The sequence below is a fragment of the Streptomyces sp. NPDC056347 genome (assembly GCF_042262625.1).
GTDB lineage: Bacteria > Actinomycetota > Actinomycetes > Streptomycetales > Streptomycetaceae > Streptomyces.
In genome coordinates this window covers 13,933-35,947 of record NZ_JBHJQP010000072.1, presented here as the reverse complement: position 1 = coordinate 35,947, position 22,015 = coordinate 13,933, and the positions used below count along the sequence as shown (strand labels likewise).

At 73.0% G+C, this 22,015-nt stretch carries 23 protein-coding genes; 13 read left to right on the top strand and 10 right to left on the bottom strand.

Going from position 1 to position 22,015, the window contains the following annotated elements:
* Window positions 1-210: 210 nt before the first annotated feature.
* Genes ACFCV8_RS18525 through ACFCV8_RS18500 form a run of 6 tightly spaced genes read left to right on the top strand, consistent with a single transcriptional unit; the run spans window position 211 to window position 4,685 of the window.
* Window positions 211-513 carry an urease subunit gamma gene (locus ACFCV8_RS18525; RefSeq protein WP_376686424.1) on the top strand — a complete coding sequence of 101 codons (303 nt, stop codon included), beginning with the start codon at window positions 211-213 and terminating at the stop codon, window positions 511-513.
* Complete coding sequence (gene ureB, locus ACFCV8_RS18520; protein ID WP_376686423.1) at window positions 510-830, top strand: urease subunit beta; 321 nt, start codon at window positions 510-512, stop codon at window positions 828-830. Before ACFCV8_RS18525 ends, ureB begins: the two co-directional genes overlap by 4 nt.
* Before the next feature lies 1 nt (window position 831).
* Window positions 832-2,535 carry an urease subunit alpha gene (locus ACFCV8_RS18515; protein WP_376686422.1) on the top strand — a complete coding sequence of 568 codons (1,704 nt, stop codon included), beginning with the start codon at window positions 832-834 and terminating at the stop codon, window positions 2,533-2,535.
* Window positions 2,535-3,200, top strand: coding sequence for an urease accessory protein UreF (locus ACFCV8_RS18510; RefSeq protein WP_376686421.1), 666 nt, complete (start codon window positions 2,535-2,537; stop codon window positions 3,198-3,200). Before ACFCV8_RS18515 ends, ACFCV8_RS18510 begins: the two co-directional genes overlap by 1 nt.
* Window positions 3,193-3,951 (top strand): urease accessory protein UreG, encoded by a 759-nt coding sequence (gene ureG / locus ACFCV8_RS18505; protein ID WP_376686420.1) that lies wholly within the window; start codon window positions 3,193-3,195, stop codon window positions 3,949-3,951. Before ACFCV8_RS18510 ends, ureG begins: the two co-directional genes overlap by 8 nt.
* Window positions 3,948-4,685 (top strand): urease accessory protein UreD, encoded by a 738-nt coding sequence (locus tag ACFCV8_RS18500; protein ID WP_376686419.1) that lies wholly within the window; start codon window positions 3,948-3,950, stop codon window positions 4,683-4,685. The genes ureG and ACFCV8_RS18500 overlap by 4 nt, the downstream gene beginning before the upstream one ends.
* Here ACFCV8_RS18500 and ACFCV8_RS18495 read toward each other — a convergent pair.
* Window positions 4,672-5,934 carry an MFS transporter gene (locus tag ACFCV8_RS18495; protein WP_376686418.1) on the bottom strand — a complete coding sequence of 421 codons (1,263 nt, stop codon included), beginning with the start codon at window positions 5,932-5,934 and terminating at the stop codon, window positions 4,672-4,674. The genes ACFCV8_RS18500 and ACFCV8_RS18495 overlap by 14 nt on opposite strands.
* A 222-nt stretch (window positions 5,935-6,156) precedes the next feature.
* Between ACFCV8_RS18495 and ACFCV8_RS18490 the strand changes: the two genes are divergently transcribed.
* The 3 genes from ACFCV8_RS18490 to ACFCV8_RS18480 all read left to right on the top strand — a co-directional run bounded on the left by ACFCV8_RS18490 (window position 6,157) and on the right by ACFCV8_RS18480 (window position 7,899).
* Window positions 6,157-6,672 carry a DinB family protein gene (locus tag ACFCV8_RS18490; RefSeq protein WP_376686417.1) on the top strand — a complete coding sequence of 172 codons (516 nt, stop codon included), beginning with the start codon at window positions 6,157-6,159 and terminating at the stop codon, window positions 6,670-6,672.
* A gap of 41 nt (window positions 6,673-6,713) precedes the next feature.
* Complete coding sequence (locus tag ACFCV8_RS18485) at window positions 6,714-7,292, top strand: dihydrofolate reductase family protein (protein WP_376686416.1); 579 nt, start codon at window positions 6,714-6,716, stop codon at window positions 7,290-7,292.
* A gap of 109 nt (window positions 7,293-7,401) precedes the next feature.
* On the top strand, window positions 7,402-7,899 hold the full coding sequence (locus tag ACFCV8_RS18480) for a nuclear transport factor 2 family protein (protein WP_376686415.1): 498 nt from the start codon (window positions 7,402-7,404) through the stop codon (window positions 7,897-7,899).
* On the opposite strand, the gene ACFCV8_RS18475 is transcribed toward ACFCV8_RS18480, so the two are convergent.
* From ACFCV8_RS18475 to ACFCV8_RS18440, 8 genes are all read right to left on the bottom strand, one after another.
* A complete protein-coding gene (locus ACFCV8_RS18475) occupies window positions 7,863-9,002 on the bottom strand; it encodes a zinc-binding dehydrogenase (RefSeq protein ID WP_376686414.1) in 1,140 nt (379 codons plus the stop codon). The two genes, ACFCV8_RS18480 and ACFCV8_RS18475, sit on opposite strands and share 37 nt — an antisense overlap.
* Complete coding sequence (locus ACFCV8_RS18470) at window positions 8,999-9,301, bottom strand: putative quinol monooxygenase (protein ID WP_376686413.1); 303 nt, start codon at window positions 9,299-9,301, stop codon at window positions 8,999-9,001. Before ACFCV8_RS18470 ends, ACFCV8_RS18475 begins: the two co-directional genes overlap by 4 nt.
* A 4-nt stretch (window positions 9,302-9,305) precedes the next feature.
* Entirely contained in the window at window positions 9,306-9,965 is a 660-nt protein-coding gene (locus ACFCV8_RS18465) for a glycerol-3-phosphate responsive antiterminator (protein WP_376686412.1), read from the bottom strand.
* Between the two features lie 81 nt (window positions 9,966-10,046).
* Window positions 10,047-11,600 carry an FAD-binding oxidoreductase gene (locus ACFCV8_RS18460; protein ID WP_376686411.1) on the bottom strand — a complete coding sequence of 518 codons (1,554 nt, stop codon included), beginning with the start codon at window positions 11,598-11,600 and terminating at the stop codon, window positions 10,047-10,049.
* Window positions 11,597-13,270, bottom strand: coding sequence for an FAD-dependent oxidoreductase (locus ACFCV8_RS18455; RefSeq protein ID WP_376686410.1), 1,674 nt, complete (start codon window positions 13,268-13,270; stop codon window positions 11,597-11,599). Before ACFCV8_RS18455 ends, ACFCV8_RS18460 begins: the two co-directional genes overlap by 4 nt.
* Before the next feature lie 84 nt (window positions 13,271-13,354).
* The gene (locus ACFCV8_RS18450; RefSeq protein WP_376686409.1) at window positions 13,355-14,929 is read right to left on the bottom strand and encodes an FGGY family carbohydrate kinase; all 1,575 of its coding nucleotides are present in this window, start codon (window positions 14,927-14,929) and stop codon (window positions 13,355-13,357) included.
* 76 nt (window positions 14,930-15,005) lie between these two features.
* A complete protein-coding gene (locus tag ACFCV8_RS18445) occupies window positions 15,006-16,436 on the bottom strand; it encodes an MFS transporter (RefSeq protein WP_376686408.1) in 1,431 nt (476 codons plus the stop codon).
* A 284-nt stretch (window positions 16,437-16,720) separates the two neighbouring features.
* Window positions 16,721-18,271, bottom strand: a complete 1,551-nt coding sequence (locus tag ACFCV8_RS18440) for a peptidoglycan-binding protein (RefSeq protein ID WP_376686407.1) — start codon at window positions 18,269-18,271, stop codon at window positions 16,721-16,723.
* A gap of 305 nt (window positions 18,272-18,576) precedes the next feature.
* Between ACFCV8_RS18440 and ACFCV8_RS18435 the strand changes: the two genes are divergently transcribed.
* The 4 genes from ACFCV8_RS18435 to ACFCV8_RS18420 are packed head-to-tail and all read left to right on the top strand — an operon-like array spanning window position 18,577 to window position 21,508.
* Window positions 18,577-18,810 carry an acyl carrier protein gene (locus ACFCV8_RS18435; RefSeq protein ID WP_376686406.1) on the top strand — a complete coding sequence of 78 codons (234 nt, stop codon included), beginning with the start codon at window positions 18,577-18,579 and terminating at the stop codon, window positions 18,808-18,810.
* Window positions 18,807-20,057, top strand: coding sequence for a beta-ketoacyl-[acyl-carrier-protein] synthase family protein (locus ACFCV8_RS18430; RefSeq protein ID WP_376686405.1), 1,251 nt, complete (start codon window positions 18,807-18,809; stop codon window positions 20,055-20,057). The genes ACFCV8_RS18435 and ACFCV8_RS18430 overlap by 4 nt, the downstream gene beginning before the upstream one ends.
* A 26-nt stretch (window positions 20,058-20,083) precedes the next feature.
* Window positions 20,084-20,980, top strand: a complete 897-nt coding sequence (locus ACFCV8_RS18425; protein WP_376686404.1) for an alpha/beta fold hydrolase — start codon at window positions 20,084-20,086, stop codon at window positions 20,978-20,980.
* A gap of 27 nt (window positions 20,981-21,007) precedes the next feature.
* Window positions 21,008-21,508: an SRPBCC domain-containing protein gene (locus tag ACFCV8_RS18420; protein WP_376686403.1), complete on the top strand. Its 501-nt coding sequence runs from the start codon at window positions 21,008-21,010 to the stop codon at window positions 21,506-21,508.
* A gap of 38 nt (window positions 21,509-21,546) precedes the next feature.
* Here ACFCV8_RS18420 and ACFCV8_RS18415 read toward each other — a convergent pair whose 3' ends face one another.
* A complete protein-coding gene (locus tag ACFCV8_RS18415; protein WP_376686402.1) occupies window positions 21,547-21,915 on the bottom strand; it encodes a nuclear transport factor 2 family protein in 369 nt (122 codons plus the stop codon).
* Between the last annotated feature and the right edge of the window lie 100 nt (window positions 21,916-22,015).

The window sequence follows — 22,015 nt, the reverse complement described above, 5'->3', positions numbered from 1 at the left end:
CCCCCTGACCGGGTGCGCGGCCGCCTTTCTTTACTGTTTTTTGATGAACAAAATTTGTCTACTTTGCCCGTATATGGCAGGCGATAACGCTAGAAACAGACTTATCGCGGCACGGAGCAAGTTGCCAGGGCGCGTCCGGGAGGCTTATAAGAGGAGCGTGACCGAGGCGATTCCGGGAATCCCGGGGAATGCTGGCATGGAGGTTTCCCAATGTTTCTCACTCCGTCCGACACGGAGAAATTGCTGTTGAGCGTCGCCGGAATGGTTGCCCGCGACCGACGCGACCGGGGAGTGCTTCTCAATTACCCCGAAGCGGTCGCGCTGCTCTCCTGCTGGGCGATGGAACGCGCCCGTGAGGGTGCCTCCGTCAGTGAGCTGATGACTGCGGGGCGAGCTGTCCTCACCCGTGCTGACGTGCTGGAAGGTATCCCCGAGATGTTGCACGACGTTCAGGTCGAGGCGACCTTCCCGGACGGGCGCAAGCTCGTCACGATCACCGCGCCGATCCCGTGATCCCCGGCGAGATCCGGACCGGATCCGGTGAACTGAAAATCAATGACACCCGCGCACAGATTCTTGTGACCGTGGTGAACGACGGCGACCGGCCCATTCAAATAGGCTCGCATCTGCATTTCCCCGACGCGAATCCCGCGCTTTCCTTCGACCGGGTCATTACCGAGGGATTCCGGCTCGATATCCCTTCCGGTACGTCCCTCCGTTTCGAGCCCGGAGTCGGTGCCGAGGTCGCGCTCGTCGCACTCGGAGGCCACCGGAAGGTGCCCGGCATCGTCGTGCCCGGCACCCGGCCCGCACGAACGGACGACATGTGACATGGCACGAATGACCCGTGACGCCTACGCGTCGCTCTACGGACCCACCACCGGCGACCGGATCCGGCTCGCCGACACCGACCTCTGGATCGAGGTCGAGGAGGACCGCTGCTTCGGCGGCGACGAAGCCGTGTTCGGCGGCGGCAAGTCCATCCGCGAGTCCATGGCCCAGTCCACCGCCTCACGCGCCGACGGCGCCCTCGACCTCGTCATCACCAACGTCGTCGTCCTCGACCACTGGGGCATCGTCAAGACCGACGTGGGCGTGCGGGACGGCCGTGTCGTCGCCCTCGGCCGCTCCGGCAACCCCGACATCAGCGACGGCGTCCACCCCGGCCTGGTGATCGGCCCCGGCACCGACGTCGTATCCGGCGAGGGCCGCATCCTCACCGCCGGAGCCGTCGACACCCACGTCCACTTCCTCATGCCGGAGGCCCTGCACGAAGCCCTCGCCACCGGCACCACCACCGTCATCGGCGGCGGCACCGGCGCCACCGAGGGCTCCAAGGCCACCACCGTCACCCCCGGCGCGTGGAACCTGGCGATGATGCACCGCGCGCTGGACCGCGTCCCGCTCAACGTCATGCTCTTCGCCAAGGGCTCCACCGTCGGCGCCGAGGCCCTGCGCGAGGCCGCCCTCGCCGGGGCGGGCGGCTACAAGGTCCACGAGGACTGGGGCGCCACCCCCGCCGCCATCGACGCGGCACTCCGGGCGGCCGAGGAACACGGCCTCCAGGTCGCCCTGCACGCCGACAGCCTCAACGAGGCCGGCTACGTCGAAGGCACCCTCGACGCCATCGCCCAACGCTCCATCCACGTCTTCCACGCCGAGGGCGCGGGCGGCGGCCACGCCCCCGACATCATCACCGTCGCCTCCCACCCCAACGTCCTGCCGGCATCCACCAACCCCACGCTGCCGCACACCGTCAACACCGTCGCCGAACACCTCGACATGCTGATGGTCTGCCACCACCTCAACCCGCGCGTCCCCGAGGACCTCGCCTTCGCCGAGTCCCGGATCCGCGCCACCACCATCGCCGCCGAGGACGTGCTGCACGACATCGGCGCCCTCTCCATCACCTCCTCCGACGCCCAGGCCATGGGCCGCATCGGCGAGGTCGTCTGCCGCACCTGGCAGGTCGCCCACTGCATGAAGCAGCGCTTCGGCGACCGCGGCAGCGAACTGCCCGCGGACAACGAGCGCGCCCGCCGCTACGTCGCCAAGTACACGATCTGCCCGGCCGTCGCCCACGGCATCGACCACGTCGTCGGCTCCATCGAACCGGGCAAGCTCGCCGACCTGGTGCTCTGGGACCCCGCCTTCTTCGGCATCCGGCCCGCCGCCGTGCTCAAGGGCGGCATGGTGGTGTACGCGCCCCTCGGTGACGCCAACGCCGCCATTCCCACCACCCAGCCCGTCCTGCTGCGCGCCACCGCCGCCGCCGACGCCGCCCCGCACCTCTCGGTCAGCTTCGTCGCCCCCGCGGCCCTCGCCGACGGACTCGCCGAACGCCTCGGACTGCAAAGGGAGTTGGTCGCCGTGCGACCCACCCGCCACCTCACCAAGGCGGACCTGCCGAACAACACCGCGCTCCCGGACATCGACGTCGACCCGGAGACCTTCGCCATCCGGATCGACGGGGAACTCGTGGAACCCGCACCCGCCGCCGAACTGCCGCTGGCCCAGCGGTACGCCATGTTCTGATGGCGGGCCTGGCACCCCTGCTCCTGGGCGACGGACGGCTCCCGGTCGGCGCGTACACCTACAGCGCGGGGCTCGAACCGGCCGTCGCCGCGGGGCTCACCCGCGACCGCATCCCCGCCCTGCTGCGGGCCCGGCTGCACACCGCGGCCGTCACCGAGGCCGCCGCCGCCGTGCTCGCCCTGCGGGCCGCCGGACAGGAACCGGTCGACTACGGCCCCGTACAGCGGGCACTCGCCGCCCGCACCCCGGCCGCGCCGCTGCGCGAGGCGTCGGCGACGCTCGGCCGCGGGGTGCACCGCCTCGCCCGACGGCTCGCCCCCGGCCACCCGGCGGTCACCGCGCTGGCCGCGCTCGAATCCCGCCCGCTGCGGCCGGTCGCGCTCGGCGCGCTCGGCGCCGTCATGCGGGTCACGGAGGAGGAACTGGCCCGCGGCGTCGTCTACGACGAACTGCAGACCATCACCTCCGCGGCGCTCAAACTGCTGCCCGGCGACCCGCTGGACACGGTCGCCTGGATCCTCGACGCCGAGCCGTACGCCGCGGCCGCCGTCGCCGAAGCCCTGGCGGTACGCGCCCCGGCCGGACTGCCCGCCCGCACACCCCCGCTCACCGAACAGTGGGCACTGGAACACGCACGACGAGAACGGAGACTCTTCCTTGCCTGACCAGCACACCGACGAACAGACCCACCAGCACCACCAGCACCGGCCGCGCGCCCTGCGCCTCGGCGTCGCGGGCCCGGTCGGCACCGGCAAGAGCTCCATCCTCGCGACCCTCTGCCGCCAACTGGCCGGCGAACTCGCCATGGGCGTCGTCACCAACGACATCTACACCGACGAGGACGCCCGCTTCCTGCGCTCCGCCGGCGTACTGCCCACCGAGCGCATCCGGGCCGTCGAGACCGGCGCCTGCCCGCACACCGCGATCCGGGACGACATCAGCGCCAACCTCGACGCCGTCGAGGACCTGGAGGAGGAGTTCGGGCCGCTGGACCTGGTGCTCGTGGAGAGCGGCGGCGACAACCTCACCGCCACCTTCAGCCCGGCCCTCGCCGACGCCCAGCTCTTCTGCATCGACGTCGCGGGCGGCGGCGACGTGGCCCGCAAGGGCGGCCCCGGCATCACCGGCGCCGACCTCCTGGTCATCAACAAGACCGACCTCGCCCCCCATGTGGAGGTCGACGTGGCCGCGATGGTCGCCGACGCCTCGGCGGTACGCGACGGCCTGCCCGTCCTCGCGCTCTCCAAGCACGACCCGGCCTCGGTCGCCGAACTCGCGGGGTGGGTACGGTCGGTGCTCGCCCGCCACCGCGACGGCACGCTGGTCCCCACCGACCCCGGCCCGATGGCCCCCCACAGCCACGGCGACGCCGAGGACCACGACCACGCTCACCCGCACAGCCACGGCCACTCATGACCGAACAGGCCGCCGAGCCCACCGCCGTCGCAGTCGAACGCGACGGCGCGGGCCGCCACATCGCCCGCGAACTGCGGCCGGGCGCCTTCCTCGCACCCCGGCCGCTGCGCCCCGCCCCCGACCGGCTGCGCCTCGCGCTGGTCGGCACCCGGGCGGGCCTGCTCGCGGGCGACGATCTGCGGCTGGACATCAGGGTCGGCCCCGGCGCCCGGCTGGAGCTCACCGAACCCGCCGGGCTGGTCGCCTACGACCACCGGGGCGGTACCTCGCACTGGCGGGCCCGCGTCGAGATCGAGGAGGACGGCGAACTCCACTGGGACGCGCGGCCGTTCGTGATCTCCCAGGGCGCGCGGGTCGAGCGCTCCATGACGGTCGTGCTGGCCGCCGGGGCCCGCATGCTGTGGCGCGACACCCTGGTCCTGGGCCGGTCCGGCGAGCGCGGCGGCGCCGTCCGGGCCACCACGCACGCCACGTACGACGGCCGCGAACTGCTCGTCGAGGACCTGGATCTGCGCGACGCCGACCTGCGCGAACTGCCCGGCGTCCTCGGCCGGCACCGGGTGGTCGGCTCGGTCACCGCGCTCGGCGCCGAGCCCGGCGGACGGCCCCACCCGTACCGGACGGCACTGGCGGGGCCCGGGGCGCAGATCCGGCTGCTGGACACGGTGGCACCGGCGATCGAGGCGGAACTGGCCGCCGTCTGGGAGGAGTGGCGCGCGGTCACGGCCGGCTGACCGCGCCGTCCGGCTCCACGGACGTACGCGCCAGGGCGCCGCGCGCCACCACCGCCGCGCACACCAGGGCGGGCGCCCCGGCGAGCGCGAAGCACAGCACCGGTGACACCCGTTCCACCAGCAGGCCCACCACCGCGGTGCCGATCGAGGACCCGGCGTTCACCGCGGTGTTCACCCAGGCCCCCGCCCGGGTGCGCCCGCCCGCCGCCACGGACTCGTCCGCGATCAGGTAGGCGGTGGTCAGGGCGGGGGCGACGAACAGCCCGGCCACCGCGGCGGCCACCACCAGCACGTACACCCGGGGCGACAGCCCCGCCACGGCCACCGCGGCGCCCAGCCCGGCGGCCAGCAGCGCGAGCCGCACCCGGTTCGGCGTCCGCCACGACACCGCGCCGTAGGCCAGCCCCCCGACCGCGCTGCCCGCCGACAGGGCGGCCAGCACCCACGACACCGCCGCACCCTGGTGGCGCTGTTCGGTGAACGCCACCACCAGCAGATCCAGCGCCCCCAGGCAGAGCCCCACGGCGGCCGTCACCACCACCGCGTGCCGCAGCGCGACCACACCGAGCATCCGCCGCCCGGCCGCCCCGGCCGCCGGTCCGTCCGGCCCCTGCGCCGCACCGTCCGGGCGTGCCGCCCGCGCGCCGCGCACGGCCGGCGAGGTCACCAGTGCCAGCGTGCCGGTGAACACCAGCGCGGCGCTGATCGCGACACCGGCCGCGGGCGAGGCCGCCGCGACCACCACCCCCACCAGCAACGGCCCGCCGACGAAGAGGAGTTCCTCGGCGACCCCGTCCAGGCTGTAGGCGCGCTGCAACAGTTCCCGGTCGGCGACCAGATCGCTCCAGAGCGTCCGCATCACCGGCCCCAGCGGCGGGGTACAGGCCCCCGCCACGACGGCCAGCGCCCCGAGCCAGAACGGTGAGCCGCCCGGCCGCCAGGTGGCGTACGCCAGGGCGGCCAGCAGTGCCGCGTAGAGACCGGCCATCGGCGGCAGGGCCCGGCGCGGCCCGTACCGGTCGATCAGCCCGGCCCGGGCGGGCGAGAGGAAGACACTGGTCGCGCCGAACAGCGCCATGACGGCGCCGGCGGCCGAGTACGAGCCGGTGGCCGCGCTCACCGCCAGCACCAGGGAGAGGGAGACCATCCCGTACGAGAGCCGCCCCAGCAGGGCGGCACCGAAGGCGCGGGAGGCGTACGGGGTACGCAGGACAGCCGCGTACGAAGGCGTGGGTGAAGAAGGAGGCATGAGGACGTTCCTCGTGAGGGCGGCGCGACGGGCGGCGCCGCGGGCATGCGGGGACACCGAAGTGCCGCACCCGGCCGGAGCGGGGTGCGGTCATGGCGGGGCCCTACGCGCAGAGGAGGAACACGCCGGTCAAGGTAGCAGGAGGAGGCGCACCGGGAGGAGCGGTTTTCGGCGGGCCGAACGATGTGGCACGTGACATGTCCTCAGGTAGCCTCGGCGACCATGTCCTCCTATCCCTCCCGGACCCGCCCCGCCTTCGACGCCGACGAACGGAGCCAGCTCGTCGGCTGGCTCGACTCCCAGCGGGCGGTGGCCCGTTGGAAGTGCGAAGGGCTGTCGGAGGAGGACGCGCACCGCGCCGTCCTGCCGTCCTCGCCGCTCATGACGGTGGCCGGCGTCATGTCACACCTCCGCTGGGCCGAGCATCTCTGGTTCGAGGTCGTCCTGCTGGGCCGCCCGGCGGTGGGGCCGGTGTTCGACGGACCCGAGGACGCCGACATGCGGGTCGAGGGGGTGCCGCTCGCGAAGCTGCTGGACGACTACGACCGGCAGGTCGAGGTGTCCAACGGGATCGTCGCCGGACGGTCGCTCGACGAGAAGGGACGCCACCCCGACTTCGAGGCGTCGGGCGCCTCCCTGCGCTGGATCATGCTGCACATGATCGAGGAGACCGCCCGGCACGCGGGCCACCTGGACGCCGTCAGGGAACTCCTGGACGGCCGGACCGGCCACTACTGACCGATATCCGCAGGGGCGGCAGCAAGAGGGAGAGGAGCGCGATGAGGAAGATCATTCTGATGATGTCGGTGTCCCTCGACGGATTCATGGAGGGACCGGACCGCGAGCTCGACTGGCACCTGGTCGACGACGAACTGCACAGCCACTTCAACGAACAGCTCGCCGCGATGGGCGGCTTCCTGGACGGCCGGGTGACCTATCAGCTGATGGCGGACCACTGGCCGACCGCCGACGCCGATCCCTCGAGCGGCGGACCGGAGGCGGAGTTCGCCCGCATCTGGCGCGACATGCCGAAGTACGTCTACTCCCGGACCCTGGAGCGGGCCGACTGGAACACCACGGTCGTGCGGGAGGTCGACCCCGGGGCCGTGGCGGCCCTGAAGGCGCGGCCCGGCGGGGACCTGTGCCTGGGCGGCGCGGATCTCGCCGCCGAGTTCATGCGGCTCGACCTGATCGACGAGTACCGCCTCTACGTCCACCCGGTGGTCCTCGGCCGGGGCAAGCCGCTGTTCCCGGCCTCCGGGGGCCGGACGGGTCTTGGCCTCGCCGGGACCAGGACCTTCGGCAACGGGGTGGTGCTCCTGCGCTACGAGCGCGGCACGGTTGCTCCACCGGGATGAACTCGTACGTCCGTGACGCCGTGACCGGTGCCGTACCGCGCCGTCCGGGGAGCCCGCCCCGTATACCCGTAGCCAAGGGCTGTCGCGAGACCTCACGAAAGGACCGGCGATGACACTCGGAGCCGAGGAACGCCTGGCCATCAACGAACTGCTCGCCCTGCACGGGCACTTGGTCGACAACGGCGAAACGGACCGGCTGGACGAGCTGGTCACCGAGGACGTCGTCTACGACGCGTCGGCGCTCGGCCACGGGGAACTGCGCGGGCTTGCCGCCTTCCGGGACATGGCGCGGTCCCGGGCCGGGGCGAAGAACGGCCCGGTGGGCCACCACGTCACCAACATCGTCCTCACCGAGGCCGGGGACGGCCGGGTGCACGCCCGGTCCAAGGGCATCGGCATCGCCGCGGACGGCGGGTGCGGCACCGTGACCTTCGAGGACGAGATCGTGCGCGGCGAGCGGGGCTGGCGGGTCAGCAGGCGCCGCATCGTCCCGCACGGTGTGCCGGGCGGGGAGACGTACGCCGCCCGGCAGCACACCGACCCGCCCGGCACCCACCGCGCGGACCGGTCTCACATCCCCAGCAGCCCCGAGGTGTCCAGCACCTGACGGATCGCCCGGCCCGAGGCCAGCTCCTCCAGCGCCGTGTTGATGTCGGCCAGCGGCAGCGTGCCCGTGTGCATCCGCTCCACCGGCATCAGCCCGGCCCGCCACAGGTCCAGGAACCTCGGGATGTCCCGGCGCGGCACCGCGTCACCCATGTACGAGCCCAGCAGGGACTTGCCCTCGCCCGCGAAGGCCAGGGCCGGCACCTGGAGCACCCGGTCCGGGGCGGGCAGGCCCACCGAGACGACCCGGCCGCCCCGCGCCACCGCCGACAGGCACTCGGCCATCACCGCCGGGCTGCCCACCGCCTCCACCGCCAGCTCGGCGCCGCCGGAGGTCAGCTCACGGATCTCGCGGACCGCGTCGCCGGGCGCGAAGGCATGCGTGGCGCCCAGCCGCAGTGCCAGCTCGCGCTTCTCCTCGACCGGGTCGACCGCGACGACCGGGTACGCCCCCGCCGCCCGGGCACCCAGCACCGCGGAGAGCCCCACGCCGCCCAGTCCGTAGACCACCGCCGACTGCCCCGGCCGCAGCGCCGCCGTGTTGATGACCGCGCCCGCCCCGGTGAGCACCGCGCAGCCGAACATCGACGCCACGGCGAACGGGATGTCCTTCGGGATCGGGACCACCGACTCCTGGGCCAGCACCGCGTGCTCGGCGAACGCGGAGACGCCCAGCTGGTGGTGGACCGGGGCGCCCGAGGCATCGGTCAGCAGCGACGGGCCGTGCAGCAGCGCCCCCGCGCCGTTCGCCGCCGCGGCCTGCGCGCACAGCGCGGGCCGTCCCGCCGCGCAGTCGCCGCAGAACCCGCAGCTCGGTACGAACACCAGCGCCACATGGTCACCGGGGGAGACCCGGCCGACACCCGGACCGGTCTCCTCGACGATCCCCACCGCCTCGTGGCCCAGCGCCATCGGCAGCGGACGGACCCGGTCGCCGTTGACCACCGAGAGGTCCGAGTGACAGAGCGAGGCGGCCGCGATCCGGACCAGCACCTCGCCCTCGCGCGGTGCGCCCAGCTCCAGCTCCTCCACCTCGACCGGGCGGGTCGCGGAGTAGGGCCGGGCCGTCGACGTACCGCGCAGCACCACCGCCCGGGTCCTCACGCGCCCACCTCCGGGCGCGGGGCGCAGCGCAGCACGTCCCTGCTCTCCAGCAGCGGGACGACCTTTCCGAGCACGATCTCCCGGAAGTGCCCGGTGGCGCAGTGGGCGGTGAAGTCGGCCTCGGAGGCGTACTCCTCGTACAGCACCACCGCCCGGGGGTCCTCGGTGCCCTGGTGGACCCGGTAGGCGAGGTTTCCGGGCTCGCGGCGGGAGGCCGCGGCCATCGTGTCGAGCAGCGCGAGGACGGTGTCCTGCGCGCCCTCCTGGGTGCGGTAGCGGGCTATGACCACATACGTCATGGGGTTACTCCTGGGGTGGGGCGGGCCTCTTCAGTGCGGCGGGCGGGACCGGCGGCAGCTGGTCCCGGCGCAGACTCCAAAGGCGCGGGTCGGACGTCGCGGCGGCGGCCGAGCCGAGGGCCAGCGCCAGCGCGACGTCCGCGGGGGTTTCCACGAAGCCCGCGGCCACCGACGGGGACATCGCGCGCTGTGCCTGCGCGCTCATCCGGGCGATGATCGGGGCGGGCATGATCTCGACCAGGTCCGGCGCCCCGCGCGAGATCGCGTCCGTGGAGCGGCGCAGATTGGACCGGTCGGTGACGAACACCTTCATCATGGTCAGCAGGCCGAGCGGGCGGCCCTTCTCTATGAGCGACAGCCGGGTGCTGACCACACCGTGCGCGCCCATGTTCTTGAGGAACTCCAGCGCGCCCCGGTCCTGCGCCAGACCGGGGCTGCTGTCCACGTTCACGAACACCGTCTTCCCCGCCCGGCCCAGCGCCGGTACGACCTGGGGCAGCTGTCCCACGGCGAACGACGCGAGGATGCCCACCTTGGCTGGGGCGGTCAGGAACTGCCGCAGCGGCTGGGCACCGACGACCGACGCGACGACCGGCACCTCGGCGAACGCCGCGGTGAGCCGGGGGTCGAGCGGGGCGCCGGACCGGGAGGGGGAAGGGGTCATGGCAAGACCTGCCTGGGAGGGAAGGGGTGCGTGCCTGCCGGGAACGTGACCGAGGGGACCGCGACTGCCGGTCCCCCGGCGTCAGTTCAGCGGAGACGTACCGAATCGGCTGGGAAGGCCCAGTTTGCCAGGGTTGAGGATGCCGGCCGGGTCCAGGGCCTTCTTCACCGCGACGAAGGTCGCGAAGCCCGCTCCGAGGGATTCCTCCAGGTAGGGGCCGCGCAGCAGCCCGCAGCCGTGGTGGTGGCTGAGCGCCGCCGCGTGCTCGATCAGTACGGCGTTGGCGGCGTCCCACACCGAGCGGTACCAGTCGCGGCGCGCTTCGGGAGCCACGTCCCCGCGGAGCGAGAAGTAGACGCAGGCGCCGTCGGTGTACGCGTGGGACTGGTGGGCCGAGGCGGCCAGGGTGCCGTCCACGGCCTGGATCGCGGCGACCACCTCGTCGTAGATCACCGGCAGGTCGGTCCAGGACGCGGCCATCTCCAGGGTGTCGGCGACGAAGCCGGGGCCGGGCTTGAAGCCGTCGGCGGACTTGCCGACCAGCATCCGCTCGTCCAGCCAGCGCTCGAAGACGGCCTGGCTGTCCAGCTCGGGGCCGTACTCCTCGCAGACCTCGCGGGCGACCCGGAGCGAGGCGTCCACGATGGCCGGGTCGCCCTCGTCCGCGATCAGCAGCAGATTGGTCTCCGGGTGACCGAAGTGGGTGCCCGACTCCAGGGCGTCGTACAGCCGCAGGACGGCCGGGGTGGCGCCGCGCTGCATGATCCGGCGGCAGGCGTCCAGGCCCTCCGCGAAGCTCTTGAAGCCGTACGCGGCGGCGGAGGCGTACTCCGGCAGCGGGTGCACCCGCAGCCGGGCCGAGACGATGACACCGAGGGTGCCCTCGGAGCCGACGAACAGCTGGCGCAGGTCCGGGCCGACCGCGGCCCGGGCGTAGTCGCCGTAGGTGGCGCGGGTGCCGTCGGCGTGCACGACGTCGACGCCGACGACCATGTCCTCGATCTTGCCGTACCGAGTGGAGAGCTGACCGGCGCCCCGGCAGGCGATCCAGCCGCCGACGGTGGAGACGGCGAAGGCGGACGGCCAGTGGCCGGTGGTGACGCCGTACTCCTCCTGGAGCTGCTTCTCGAAGAGGTCGCCGAACATGCCGGCCTGGACGTCCACGACGTTCGACTCCGCGTCGAAGCCGGTGATCCGGTTCAGCCCGCACACGTCCAGGACCACCCCGCCGAAGACCGGCAGCGCCGCGCCCGTGACATTGGAGCGCCCCGCCGACGGGGTGACGGGGATGCCCGCCTCGTGGCAGATCCGCAGTACGGCGGCGACCTGATCGGCGTCGGCGGCCTCCACGACCACCGCGTCCGGGGTCGCCGGGCGGCCCTCGGTCTCGCCGATCATCGAACCGGCCCACCAGTCACGGGTGCGGGTGACGACCTCCTCGCGGGCGGTGTGCACCGCGTGCGCGGCCCCGCGCAGCGCCTCCACCACGGACTCGGGGACCTCGACCGGGTCCACCTGGAGGGCGGCCTCCCCGTCGCCGATCGGAGTGTTCCGCGCCCACTTGGCGAAGCTGGGCGCACCGACGGTGTAGTCGCCCCGGTTGAACGGGTGGGTGATGGTCTGACGGCTGATCATGCTGCTGCCCCTTCGAGGAGTACGGACTTTTCGTGACGGACGGCTGCGAGGTACTCGGCGACCGAGCGCTCGACCTCCGCCTCCGTGAGGTTCAGTTCCTGCCCGAGGATCGCGCCGACGGCCCCGGCGGCGTCCACGGACGCGTCCCGGGCGAACAGCCGCGCCCGGGTGCGGCGGGAGAGGACGTCGTCGACCGAGCGGGCCAGCTCGGCGCGGGCCGCGTACACGACCTCCGCCCGGGTGTACGGGAGCCCCGCGACAACCGGCTCGGCCAGCGACGGGTCCTCCTGGATGAGGTCGCCGACGAACCGGGCCTCGGTGCCGAAGCGTTCGCCCAGGTGCGCGGCGATGCCGCCGGACGCGGCCACCGCCTCGGAGTCGTAACCGGCGCCGCCCAGCAGCGGCAGGTCGGCGGTGCGGCTGCGGGCCTTGCGGCCGAGCACGGTCATCACCTTGTCGATGACGAGCTCGCCCATGTGACGGCTGGTGGTGAGCTTGCCACCGGTCACCGTCACCATGCCGGTGCGGCCGATGGTGATGTGGTGGTCGCGGCGCATGTCGAGGGTCGCACCCTCCTTGCCGCCGACCAGCGGGCGCAGGCCGCCGATGGAGCCGACCACGTCGTCCGGGGTGAGCTTCCCCTCGAAGGCGGTGTTGGCGCCCTCCAGCAGGAAGTCCATCTCCTGACGGGTGCAGTGCACGTCGTCGGGGGAGCCCTGGTAGTCCTCGTCGGTGGTGCCGAGCACCACGCTGTTGCCCCAGCGGGTGCAGGTCGCGCGGCGGGCCCGGCCGGGGATCGGCACGGTGACCGTGCAGTTGATCCGCACCTTGTCCCACGGCACCACGATGTGCACGCCCTTGGCGGGCCTGACCTGCGGCTTGTGCCCGTCGTCCGCCTTCGCGTCCAGCTCGTCGGTCCACACCCCGGTGGCGTTGACGACGGCGCGGGCGCGGATGTCGAAGGTGTCCCCGTCCGCCGAGACCCGGGCGCCGGACACCTTGCCCGCCTGCATCAGCAGGCCCTCGGCCCTGGCCCCGTTGAGGACCGTCGCCCCGAGCGCGGCGGCGGTCCGCACGATGGTGAGGACGAGACGGGCGTCGTCGGTGCGGGCGTCGAAGTACATCAGCCCGCCCTTCAGGTTCTCCGCGCGCAGCGTCGGTGCCTGCGCCAGCACCTCGGGCACGGTCAGCCGCTGGTGCAGCTTGCCGATCCGCCAGCCGCCGACCAGGTCGTACGTCCACAGCAGGCCCTCGAAGCCCTTGGCGAGGCGGGCGTCGAAGACCCCCTCCTTCTCCAGGATCGGGAAGAGGAACGGCAGCCGGTGCACCAGGTGCGGGGCGTTCTTCCGGAAGCGGTGCCGCTCCAGCAGCGAGTGGCGGACCAGGTTGACATTGCCCTGCTCGATGTAGCGCAGGCCGCCGTGCACCATCTTCGAGGACTTCGACGAGGTGCCCGAGGCGAAGTCGTCCTTCTCGACCAGTGCCGCGCGCAGCCCGCGCGAGGCCGCGTCGAGCACGGCGTACGCCCCGGTGATGCCGCCGCCGATGACGAGCACGTCGTACGTGTCGTCGGCCAGCCGGCGCTTGGTGGCTGCCCGGTCGAGCAGCAGGGGCGTTCGGCGGGTCGCCGCGGCGCTGCGCCTCGGCTTCCGGGCGGGCATGGTGATCACAACATCAACTCCTGGTGTTCCGGTACGGCGGCCGTGTCATCGCGTGCGGGCCGCCGGTGCGACGTGCGTGCCGTCGGCGCGACGTCAGTGGGGGGTGTGCGGTTCGGGTTCGGGCGCTTTCGGGCCGTGCGGCGCCGGGTCGCCCAGGTGGGCCGCCAGCAGCTCGCGCCAGGCGGAGCGCTGTGCGGCGCGTTCGGCCGCGCCGAGCGAGGGCTCGAAGACCTGGCCGACCGGCTGCGCCTCGACGACCTCCTCCAGCGAGGACCACAGGCCCCGGGCGACGCCGGCGAGATAGGCGGTGCCGCGCAGGCTGGCGGTGGCGGAGTCGGAGACCCGCTCCAGCGGCAGCCCGGTCAGGTCGGCCTGGATGCGCATCAGGGGGTCGCTGCCGGAGACCCCGCCGCCCACCCGGAGCCGGGTGAACGGGGTGCCCATGGTGGCGGCGACCCCGTCGATCAGGTCGCACACCGAGTGCGCGATCCCGTCGAGCACGGCGCGCGCCAGGTCGGCGCGGGTGGTGGCGAGGGTGAGCCCGGTGAGGGCGGCGGTGGCCTCCGGGTGCCAGACCGGCGTACGGACCCCGGCGAGCGCCGGGACGAAACGCGGGGTGCGGCCCGGCCGGGTGGGGACCCGGCCCGCCTCCTCACCGAGCTCCTTCGGCGACGCGAACAGGCCCAGGTCGTCACAGAGCCAGCGCAGCGCCGAACCCGCCGTGGAGGTGTACGCCTCCAGGCTGTAGTGGCTGACGGAGCCCTGCCGCCGGCCGGGCTGGGCGAGCACCCCGGAGATGTCCGGCCGGGGCAGGGCGGGGACGGTGCCGGTCGCCGCGTCGACGAAGGCGCCGGTCCCGTAGACGCACATGCCCTGCCCGGCGGCGAGCCCGCCGAGCGCGACGAGTGCGGCGTGCTGGTCGCCCATGGAGGCGGCCAGCGGTACGGAGATGCCGAGGGCGGCCGGGTCGGTGGTGCCGAAGCCCGCGTCGTCGGAGCGGAGCTCCGGCAGCAGGCCGAGGGGGAAGCCGAGGCGGCCGATCCACTCCTCGTCCCAGGCGTGCGCCGCCAGCAGGTACCCGCCGGTGGAGGCGGCGTTGGTCGGTGTCGTGGCGTGCACGGCGCCGCCGGTGAGCCGCCAGATCAGCCAGGTGTCCACGGTGCCGAAGAGCAGCCGTCCCTCACGGTGGGCAGCGGCCACCTCCGGGTGCCCGGCGATCTGCCGGGCGGCCCAGAGGAACGGGGAGCGGGCGCCGACCGGCCTGCCCTGCCGGGCCAGCAGGGCGGTGTCCCACTCCGCCTCGTACGCGGTGAGCTCGGCCGCGTACCGCCGGTCCTGCCACACCACCGCGGGCAGCAGCGGCCGTCCGGTCACCCGGTCCCAGAGCATCGCCGTGGCCCGCTGGGTGGACAGCGCGACCGCGGTGATCCCGATGCCCTCCTCCCGGGCCCGGCCCACGGCCCGGCGCGCCACTTCGAGGGTGGCGGACCAGATCTCCATCGGGTCCTGCTCGACCGAGAGGTCGTCCGGATGGCTGACCTTGATCGACCGGTAGAACACCTCGTGGGCGGCGCCGGAGTCCAGGACGACTCCGGCCCGGGTGCCCGTGGTGCCCTCGTCGATGGACAGCACGCCGAGCCGGGCGGCGCCGGGAAACGTCTGCGTCATTGCGGCCCTTTCAGGAGGAGGGGACGGGGGAGGGGGGAGAGGCACCATCGTGGGGTGCGGCGGGCCGTGCGGCCGGTCAGCGCGCGGCGACCGGCGCCGCGGATTCGGGCGATCCGGCCCGGGCGGCGGCCTCGTCGGGGGAGACGGCCTTCGTCGGGTCCCACTTGATCGCCAGGCAGGTGATCAGCCCGAGCAGCGGCACGACGGAGAGCACCAGGAAGGTGTCGGCGAGCCCCAGCGAGTCCTTGATCTGCGGGAAGACGTACAGCCCGACGACGCTGCCGAAACTGCCGACCATCCCGGTGACCCCGGTGCCCAGCGCGCGGACGTCGCTGCTGTACGAGAGGGCGGCGATGGACTTGCCGTTGGCGCCGGGTCCCGCGGAGTGGCAGAGGATGAACAGCACGGGCAGCAGGAAGGCCACGGCGGTGGGCACCTTCTCGAAGGTCAGCCCCATCGCGAGCAGCGCCACGAACACCCCGGCGAAGCCGGCCGCGGAGCTGAGCCGCAGTCCGAGGCGGCGGCCGAAGTAGGCGGAGAGCAGCCCGCCCGCGATGCCGAAGGCGTTGAAGACCATCGAGCCGACCGTGGCCTTCTCGAAACTCTCGCCGAAGATCGTCAGGCTGATCAGCGGGAGGTACCAGCCGACCGCGAAGTACTGCATCGACTGCCCGAGCGAGATGACCGAGGAGAGGACCGTGCGCGGCAGGTAGTCGCCCTTGAAGAGCACCCCGGCCTGCCGGAAGCCGATGGCGGGCGCCTCGGTGGCGGCCCGGGCGGCCCCGTCCGGCTCACCGGCGACGGCCTTGATCCCGTAGATCCGGTCCAGGTTGGCGACGGACTCCGCGAGCCGGCCCTTGCTCGCCAGCCAGGTGGGGCTCTCCTTGAGCATCAGCCACTGGCCCAGCAGCAGCACGACGGCGACCACCGCGGCCGAGCCGACCGACCAGCGCCAGATGTCCGCGCCGACGTCCAGGTTGAAGAAGACCAGCGCGAGCGCGAGGTTGCTGGTGGTGGCGACGTACCAGACGGCCTGCCACAGATTCAGCCGTCCGCCCAGCTTGGCGGGCGTGTACTCGGCGAGCAGCGCCATGGCGACCGCGAAGTCGATGCCGTACGCGACACCCACCAGCACCCGGCCGAGCCAGACCACGGTGAAGTCCCCGGCGAAGGCGGCGAGCAGGGCGCCCGCGATGGCGAACACCTTGGCCAGGAGCAGCGGGGGAACGCGGCCGATCCGGGTGGCGAGCCAGCCGCCGAACGGGTTGAAGACGATCGCCAGGGCCGGAGCGGTGGCCGTGAGGATCGAGACCTGCGTGCTGCTCAGCTCCATCTGGGACGTCATCGGCCCCAGTCCGGCGCTCAGCGCCGCGTTCGAATAGGCGTCGAGGAAGAGCCCGCCGAACACGAGGAACCAGATGACCTGCGCCCGGCCGGTGATCTTGCCCAGCCCATCGATGAGCGCAACGACGTCGCCGACGCCTGAGACGCTCGGACGTTGTGCCATGAATCCGCCTTCGGGGAAGACCCATCGGCGGTACGGCAGCACAGAAAACAGGCACGACGAAACCACCGACAGGTGGTCTGTGTCTGTGCCTGCCAAAACACTGCGGAAAGCGCCGCAGCACGTGAACTGCAAGGAATGCGAACTACGCAGTGAGGTTAAGAACGAGTCAGGACGGACGTCAAGGGTTTCCGGAAGGTTTCCGGAACGTGACACGGCCCCGGCGGGCGGGGGCCGTGGACACGGGGCGGGGCGGTCGCACCCCGCCCCGCCCGCGTGTGCGGAGGTCAGCGCCCGGACTGCAGCGCCGCCCAGGTGGCCGGTCCCACGATGCCGTCGGCCGTCAGCCCCCGGCTCGTCTGGTAGCCGCGCACCGCGGTCGCCGTCGTCGGGCCGAAGCTGCCGTCGATGCCGACCGTCGTGCCGAGCGCCGCGGTCAGCGCGCGCTGGAGCCGCTTCACCGCGTCGCCCGTGTCGCCCTGCTGGAGGGCGGGCGTGGGCCCGGCCGACAGCAGCGCGGCCCAGGTCCGGGGCCCCACCACACCGTCCGCGTCCAGCCCGCGCGCGGCCTGGTACGCGGTCACCGCGGCCTTGGTGGCCGGGCCGAAGTCGCCGTCCACCGTGCCGACCGGGTACCCCTGCTCGCTGAGCAGCCGCTGGACGGCCTTGACCTGGGCCCCGGCCGAGCCGCTCTGCTGGGTGGCGTACGAGGTGAAGCTCAGCCCGTCGGGACTCTCGCCGCCGGTGTCACCGCCGACCAGCTGCATGTAGCGGTTCCAGTCCCAGTAGGGCCCCGGGTCGGTGTGGTCGTTGCCCGGCGCCTCGCTGTGCCCGATGATGTGCGCCCGGTCCTTGGGGATTCCGTAGCGGTCGCAGAGGTACTTGGTCAGCGCCGCGGAGGCGCGGTACATGCTGTCCGTGAACCAGGACGGGTCGTCGATGAAGCCCTCGTGCTCGATGCCGAGCGAGGAGGAGTTGGCGCTGCGGGCGTGGTACGCGGTGTCGCCGTCCCGCACCATCTGGGTGATCTCGCCGTCGGAGGACCGCACCACGTAGTGCGCGCTCACCTCGGACGCCGGGTTCCGGAACCAGTTGATCGAGCCCGCGTACGAGCCCTGCGTGACGTGGACGACCACCTTGTCGATGGTCGCGGTGCGGCCCTGGGTGTAGTTGTTCGGGTCGGCCGCCACCCACAGTGCCGACGGGTAGTCCGGGCTCTGCGCGCGCAGCTCGGAGGCGGCGAGCGCGCCCTTCTGCGGGGCGACCGGACGGCTCGTCACCGTGATGTGCTCACCGCCGGGGGCGTCCGCCCGGATCCCGTCGGCCAGGAAGGTGTACACGGCGTCGGCGTAGAGCGCGGCGGCCGGTCCCTCGGCGCCGCCGTACGCGGCGACCACCGGGTACCAGGCGTTGATGTCGTCGCGGTCCCGGGCGTCGAGGCCCAGCTCGTCCGCGTAGGAGCGCAGCACGGCGGCACCGCCCAGGATGTTGGTCCCGGTGTCGGTGCGCAGCTTCCCGAGCGGCTTGCCGGTCAGGGCCGCGGCCCGCTCCAGCGTCTTGTCGGCGGGGTTGCTCACCAGGTGCATGACGCCGTAGCCGTTGGCCTGGCTGGGGCGGCCGGAATGGCCGTCGAGCCGGGTCTCGCCGTAGCCGACGGCGGCGAGCAGGTCGCGCGGTACGTCGAACTCCGCCGCGGCCCGCGCGAACGCCCGGTCCATCGGGTGGCCGTCGCCGGGGGCGGCGAGGGCCGGTGAGCCGGTCACGGCGAGGACGGTGGCGGTGAGGGCCGCCAGGACGGTGGAGCGGCCCCTTGTGTGGGCTGCGGCGCGGCTGGGCATACCTGCTCCTGCTCGGTGGGGGAGAAAGAAGGGCCCCCGGGCCCGGGCGGGGTGGGCCGAGGGCCGCGAAGGGTGATCAGATTATCTATCTGTCCCGAGCATGACAACGATCTGCGCGGCGTGTCGGGCGCGGTGAATCCCTGAATTCGCACACCTGGACGCCCTCCATCGCAAGAGCGAACGCGGACCGGTTCTACCGTCGCGAAGGCGTATAAATGGTTCCTCCGGACCAGCCGGCGTCCCCCGACGGCTCGCACACCTCACGCGGCAGGGCGTCACCGCGTACGAGAGCGCAGGAGCGCCGCATGAGCACGGCAGAAGAGATCAGCACCTTGCTGGTGGCGAACTTCGGCACCGACCCCCTCGCCATCCACCCCGAGGTGTCGCTCCGTCACCTCCAGCTCGACTCACTGGCGTTGGAGGAACTGCGGCTGCTGATCGAGGACCGGCTCCGCGTCGACCTCGACGACGTCCAGCTGACCTCCCGGGACACCGTCGGCCAGCTCGTCGACGCGGTGCGCAGCAGGATCGCCGCGTGACGCCCCGTCCGTACCGCCCGGAGCCGTTCGCCGCCGCCGTCACCGGCATCGGCCTGGTCACCGCCGCCGGGGTGGGCGCGGCGGCGACCTGGCGCGCGGTCACCGAGGTCACGGACCCGCCCTGCGTCCCGCGCCGGTCCGAACTCGAGGGCCTGCCCTGCGACTTCATGTACACCGTCACCGGAATCGACCCGCGTGCCGCGCTCGGCGTGGCGACCGCGCGGCTCATGGACCGCTTCGCGCAACTGGCCGTCGTCGCGGCCCGCGAGGCCGTCGCCGACGCCGGTCTCGACCCCGCGGTCTGGGACGCCGGACGGGTCGCCGTCGTCATCGGCTCCGCCCACGGCGGACTGCCCTTCTACGACGAGCAGCACACCCTCCTCACCGAACGCGGCTCCCGGCGGGTCTCCCCGAAGCTCGCCCCGCTCACCGTCGTCAACGGCGCGGCCAGCAGCGTCGCCACCGACCTCGGCGCCCTCGGCCCGAGCCAGGCCGTCTCCACCGCCTGCTCCTCCGGCACCGTCGCCCTCGGCACCGCCCACCAGATGCTCCGCACCGGCGCCTGCGACATCGTCGTGGCGGGCGGCGCCGAATCGGTCTGCTCCCGGCTGCTCATCGCCAGCGCCTGCCAGCTCAAGGCGGTCTCCACCCGGCGCGACGACCCCGCGTCGGCCTGCCGCCCCTTCGACGTCCACCGGGACGGCTTCGTCGTCGGCGAGGGCGCCGGACTCCTGGTGCTGGAGCGGCCGGAACACGCCCGTGCCCGCGGCGCCACCGTCCGCGCCCACATCGCGGGGTACGCCGCCTCCAGCGACGCCCACTCCGCCGTCGCCCCCGACCCCGAGGGCCTCGGCGTCGAGCGGGCCCTGCGCGCCGCGCTCGCCGACGCCGGGGTCTCGGCCCGGGACATCGGGCACGTCAACGCCCATGGCACCTCCACGGTCTCCAACGACCTCATCGAGGGGACGGTGCTCCACCGGGTCCTCGGCGACCGCCCCCTGGTCACCTCGACGAAGGCGATGACCGGACACACCCTGGGCGCTGCCGGCGGCATCGAGACCGCGCTGACCGTGCTGGCGCTCCAGCACCGCCTCGTACCGCCCACCGTCAACCTCGACGCACCCGATCCCGAGATCCCCGTCGACGTGGTGAGCAAGGAGGCACGGCCCGCGGTCTTCGACGCGGCCGTCAAGACCTCGCTCGGCTTCGGCGGGCACAACGCCGCACTCGTTCTCACCAGGGCCTGACCCGGAAACCAAGAGGCACGCGACCCATGGCCGACGAGATCATCCGGACCCTGTCGGTGGACGGACTGCGCTACGGATACCGGCTGCTGCGGCAGCCCTCGCCGCGCACCGAACCGGTCGTCGTCCTCGGCGGCGCCCTCCAGGGCATGTACGGCTGGCCGCAGATGGACGACCACCTCGGGCCGCTGGCCCCGGTGATCACCGCCGACCTGCCCGGCATGGGCGAGGCGGATCCGTTACCTCCCGGCACCGGCATGGAGGTCCTCCAGGACGCCGTCATCGGCATCATCGACGACCTGGGCGCCGAACGGGTCAACCTGTTCGGCTTCTCGTACGGTACGTCGATCGCCTTCGGCTGCGCCCAGCGGTACCCCGGCCGGATCGCCCGGCTGGCACTCGGCGGGGTGCCCGCCCACATCACCGAGGAACAGCGCGCCCACTGGGCCCGCGCCGTCGCCCGGCTCGACACCGGTGACCTGGCGGGGCTGGCCGGGCTGGCCGCCGAGGTGCTGATGTGCCAGGACCCCGGACGCCGGGTCCACCGCCGCGATTTGGCGCAGCGTTATGTCCGGCGCTCGTTCCTGTACGCCCTGACCCACTCCCCGCACGCGGTGCGCTCGCTGCACCGGGCACTGGAGCAGCGGCCGGACTTCTCCGGCGGGCTGACCGGTGTGCCCGCGCTGGTCTTCGCGGGCGAGCACGACACGGTGACCTCGCCGGAGCGGCAGCGGGCCTTCGCCGCCACGATCGAGGGCAGCCGCTTCCTCACGGTCGGCGAGTCCGACCACTGGGTCGTCCTGGAGCGCCCGGACGACGTCGCGGACCTCATGGCCCGATTCTTCACCGATCGCCCGCTGGAACCGGCCCCCGGGCTCGCCGCCCTGCCCGCGCAGGGCCGGGCCGTCCGCGCCGACACCCCGTAACCCCCGAGCAGTCCCGGAGAAACGGCCATGGCCAAGCCCGAGTTCGTCTACAGCCTCTACATCCAGACCACCGCGGAGAAGCTCTACCGGGCACTGACCGATCCCGGACTCATCAGGATCTACATGGGCGGATACGGCCCCGACTCCACCTGGGAGCCCGGTGCGCCGGTCCGCTGGAAGATGGACCCGGACGGTGAGTTCGAGGAGGTCGGCCAGCGGGTCCTGGCGGCCGAGCCCGGCAAGCGGCTCGCGTACAGCTGGCACACCCTTCAGCCCATGCACCGCCAGATGTTCGACTTCGCCTCGGAGGAGGAGTGGGAGCGGGCCGTCCGGGAGCGGTCCAAGGTCTCCTTCGACATCGAACCGGCCGCCGAACCCGAGCTGGGCATCAGGCTGACCCTCACCCACGACGGCTTCGACAGCCCGGAGAGCAGGATGCTGGAGGGTGTCAGCGAGGGCTGGGTGGCGATCCTGTCCACGCTCAAGACCCTGCTGGAGGGCGGGAAGTTCCTCGACGAACCGGCCTGAGAACCGGCCGACGGTGCTCCCCGCCCCCGGGAGGTGTCTCAGGCGCCCGGCACCCGGTCGAGGAAGCCGCTGACCGAGGCGATGCGACCGTCGTCGGCGAGGGTGATCACGTCCGACCCGGCGACGGGCGCCGAACCGTCGGCGACCGAGACCAGCTCCCAGCTGAAGCGCGCCAGCGTGTGGTGGCCGTCCGGGGAGCCGGTGGGCCGGAACTCGAAACCCGGGAACTGCTGCTGGGCACCGCCGATCAGCGCCACCAGCCCGTCGTGCCCGCTCACCTCGGCCAGCGGGTCGGTGTACGTGGCGTCCTCGGTGAAGGCGGCCGCGACGGCCTTCGCCGTCTCCTCCTCGCCGGTCGCGTTCCAGGCGGTGAAGTAGCGCTGGACGGCCTCGTCGTACGCGGTCATCGTGGGGTCCTCTCGTCGGGGCCCGGCCCTCGGCCGGTCCGGTGAGAACCACGATGTCCCACGCCGCGCGGGGCGTCGATTACCTCCGAGGTCATGGTCC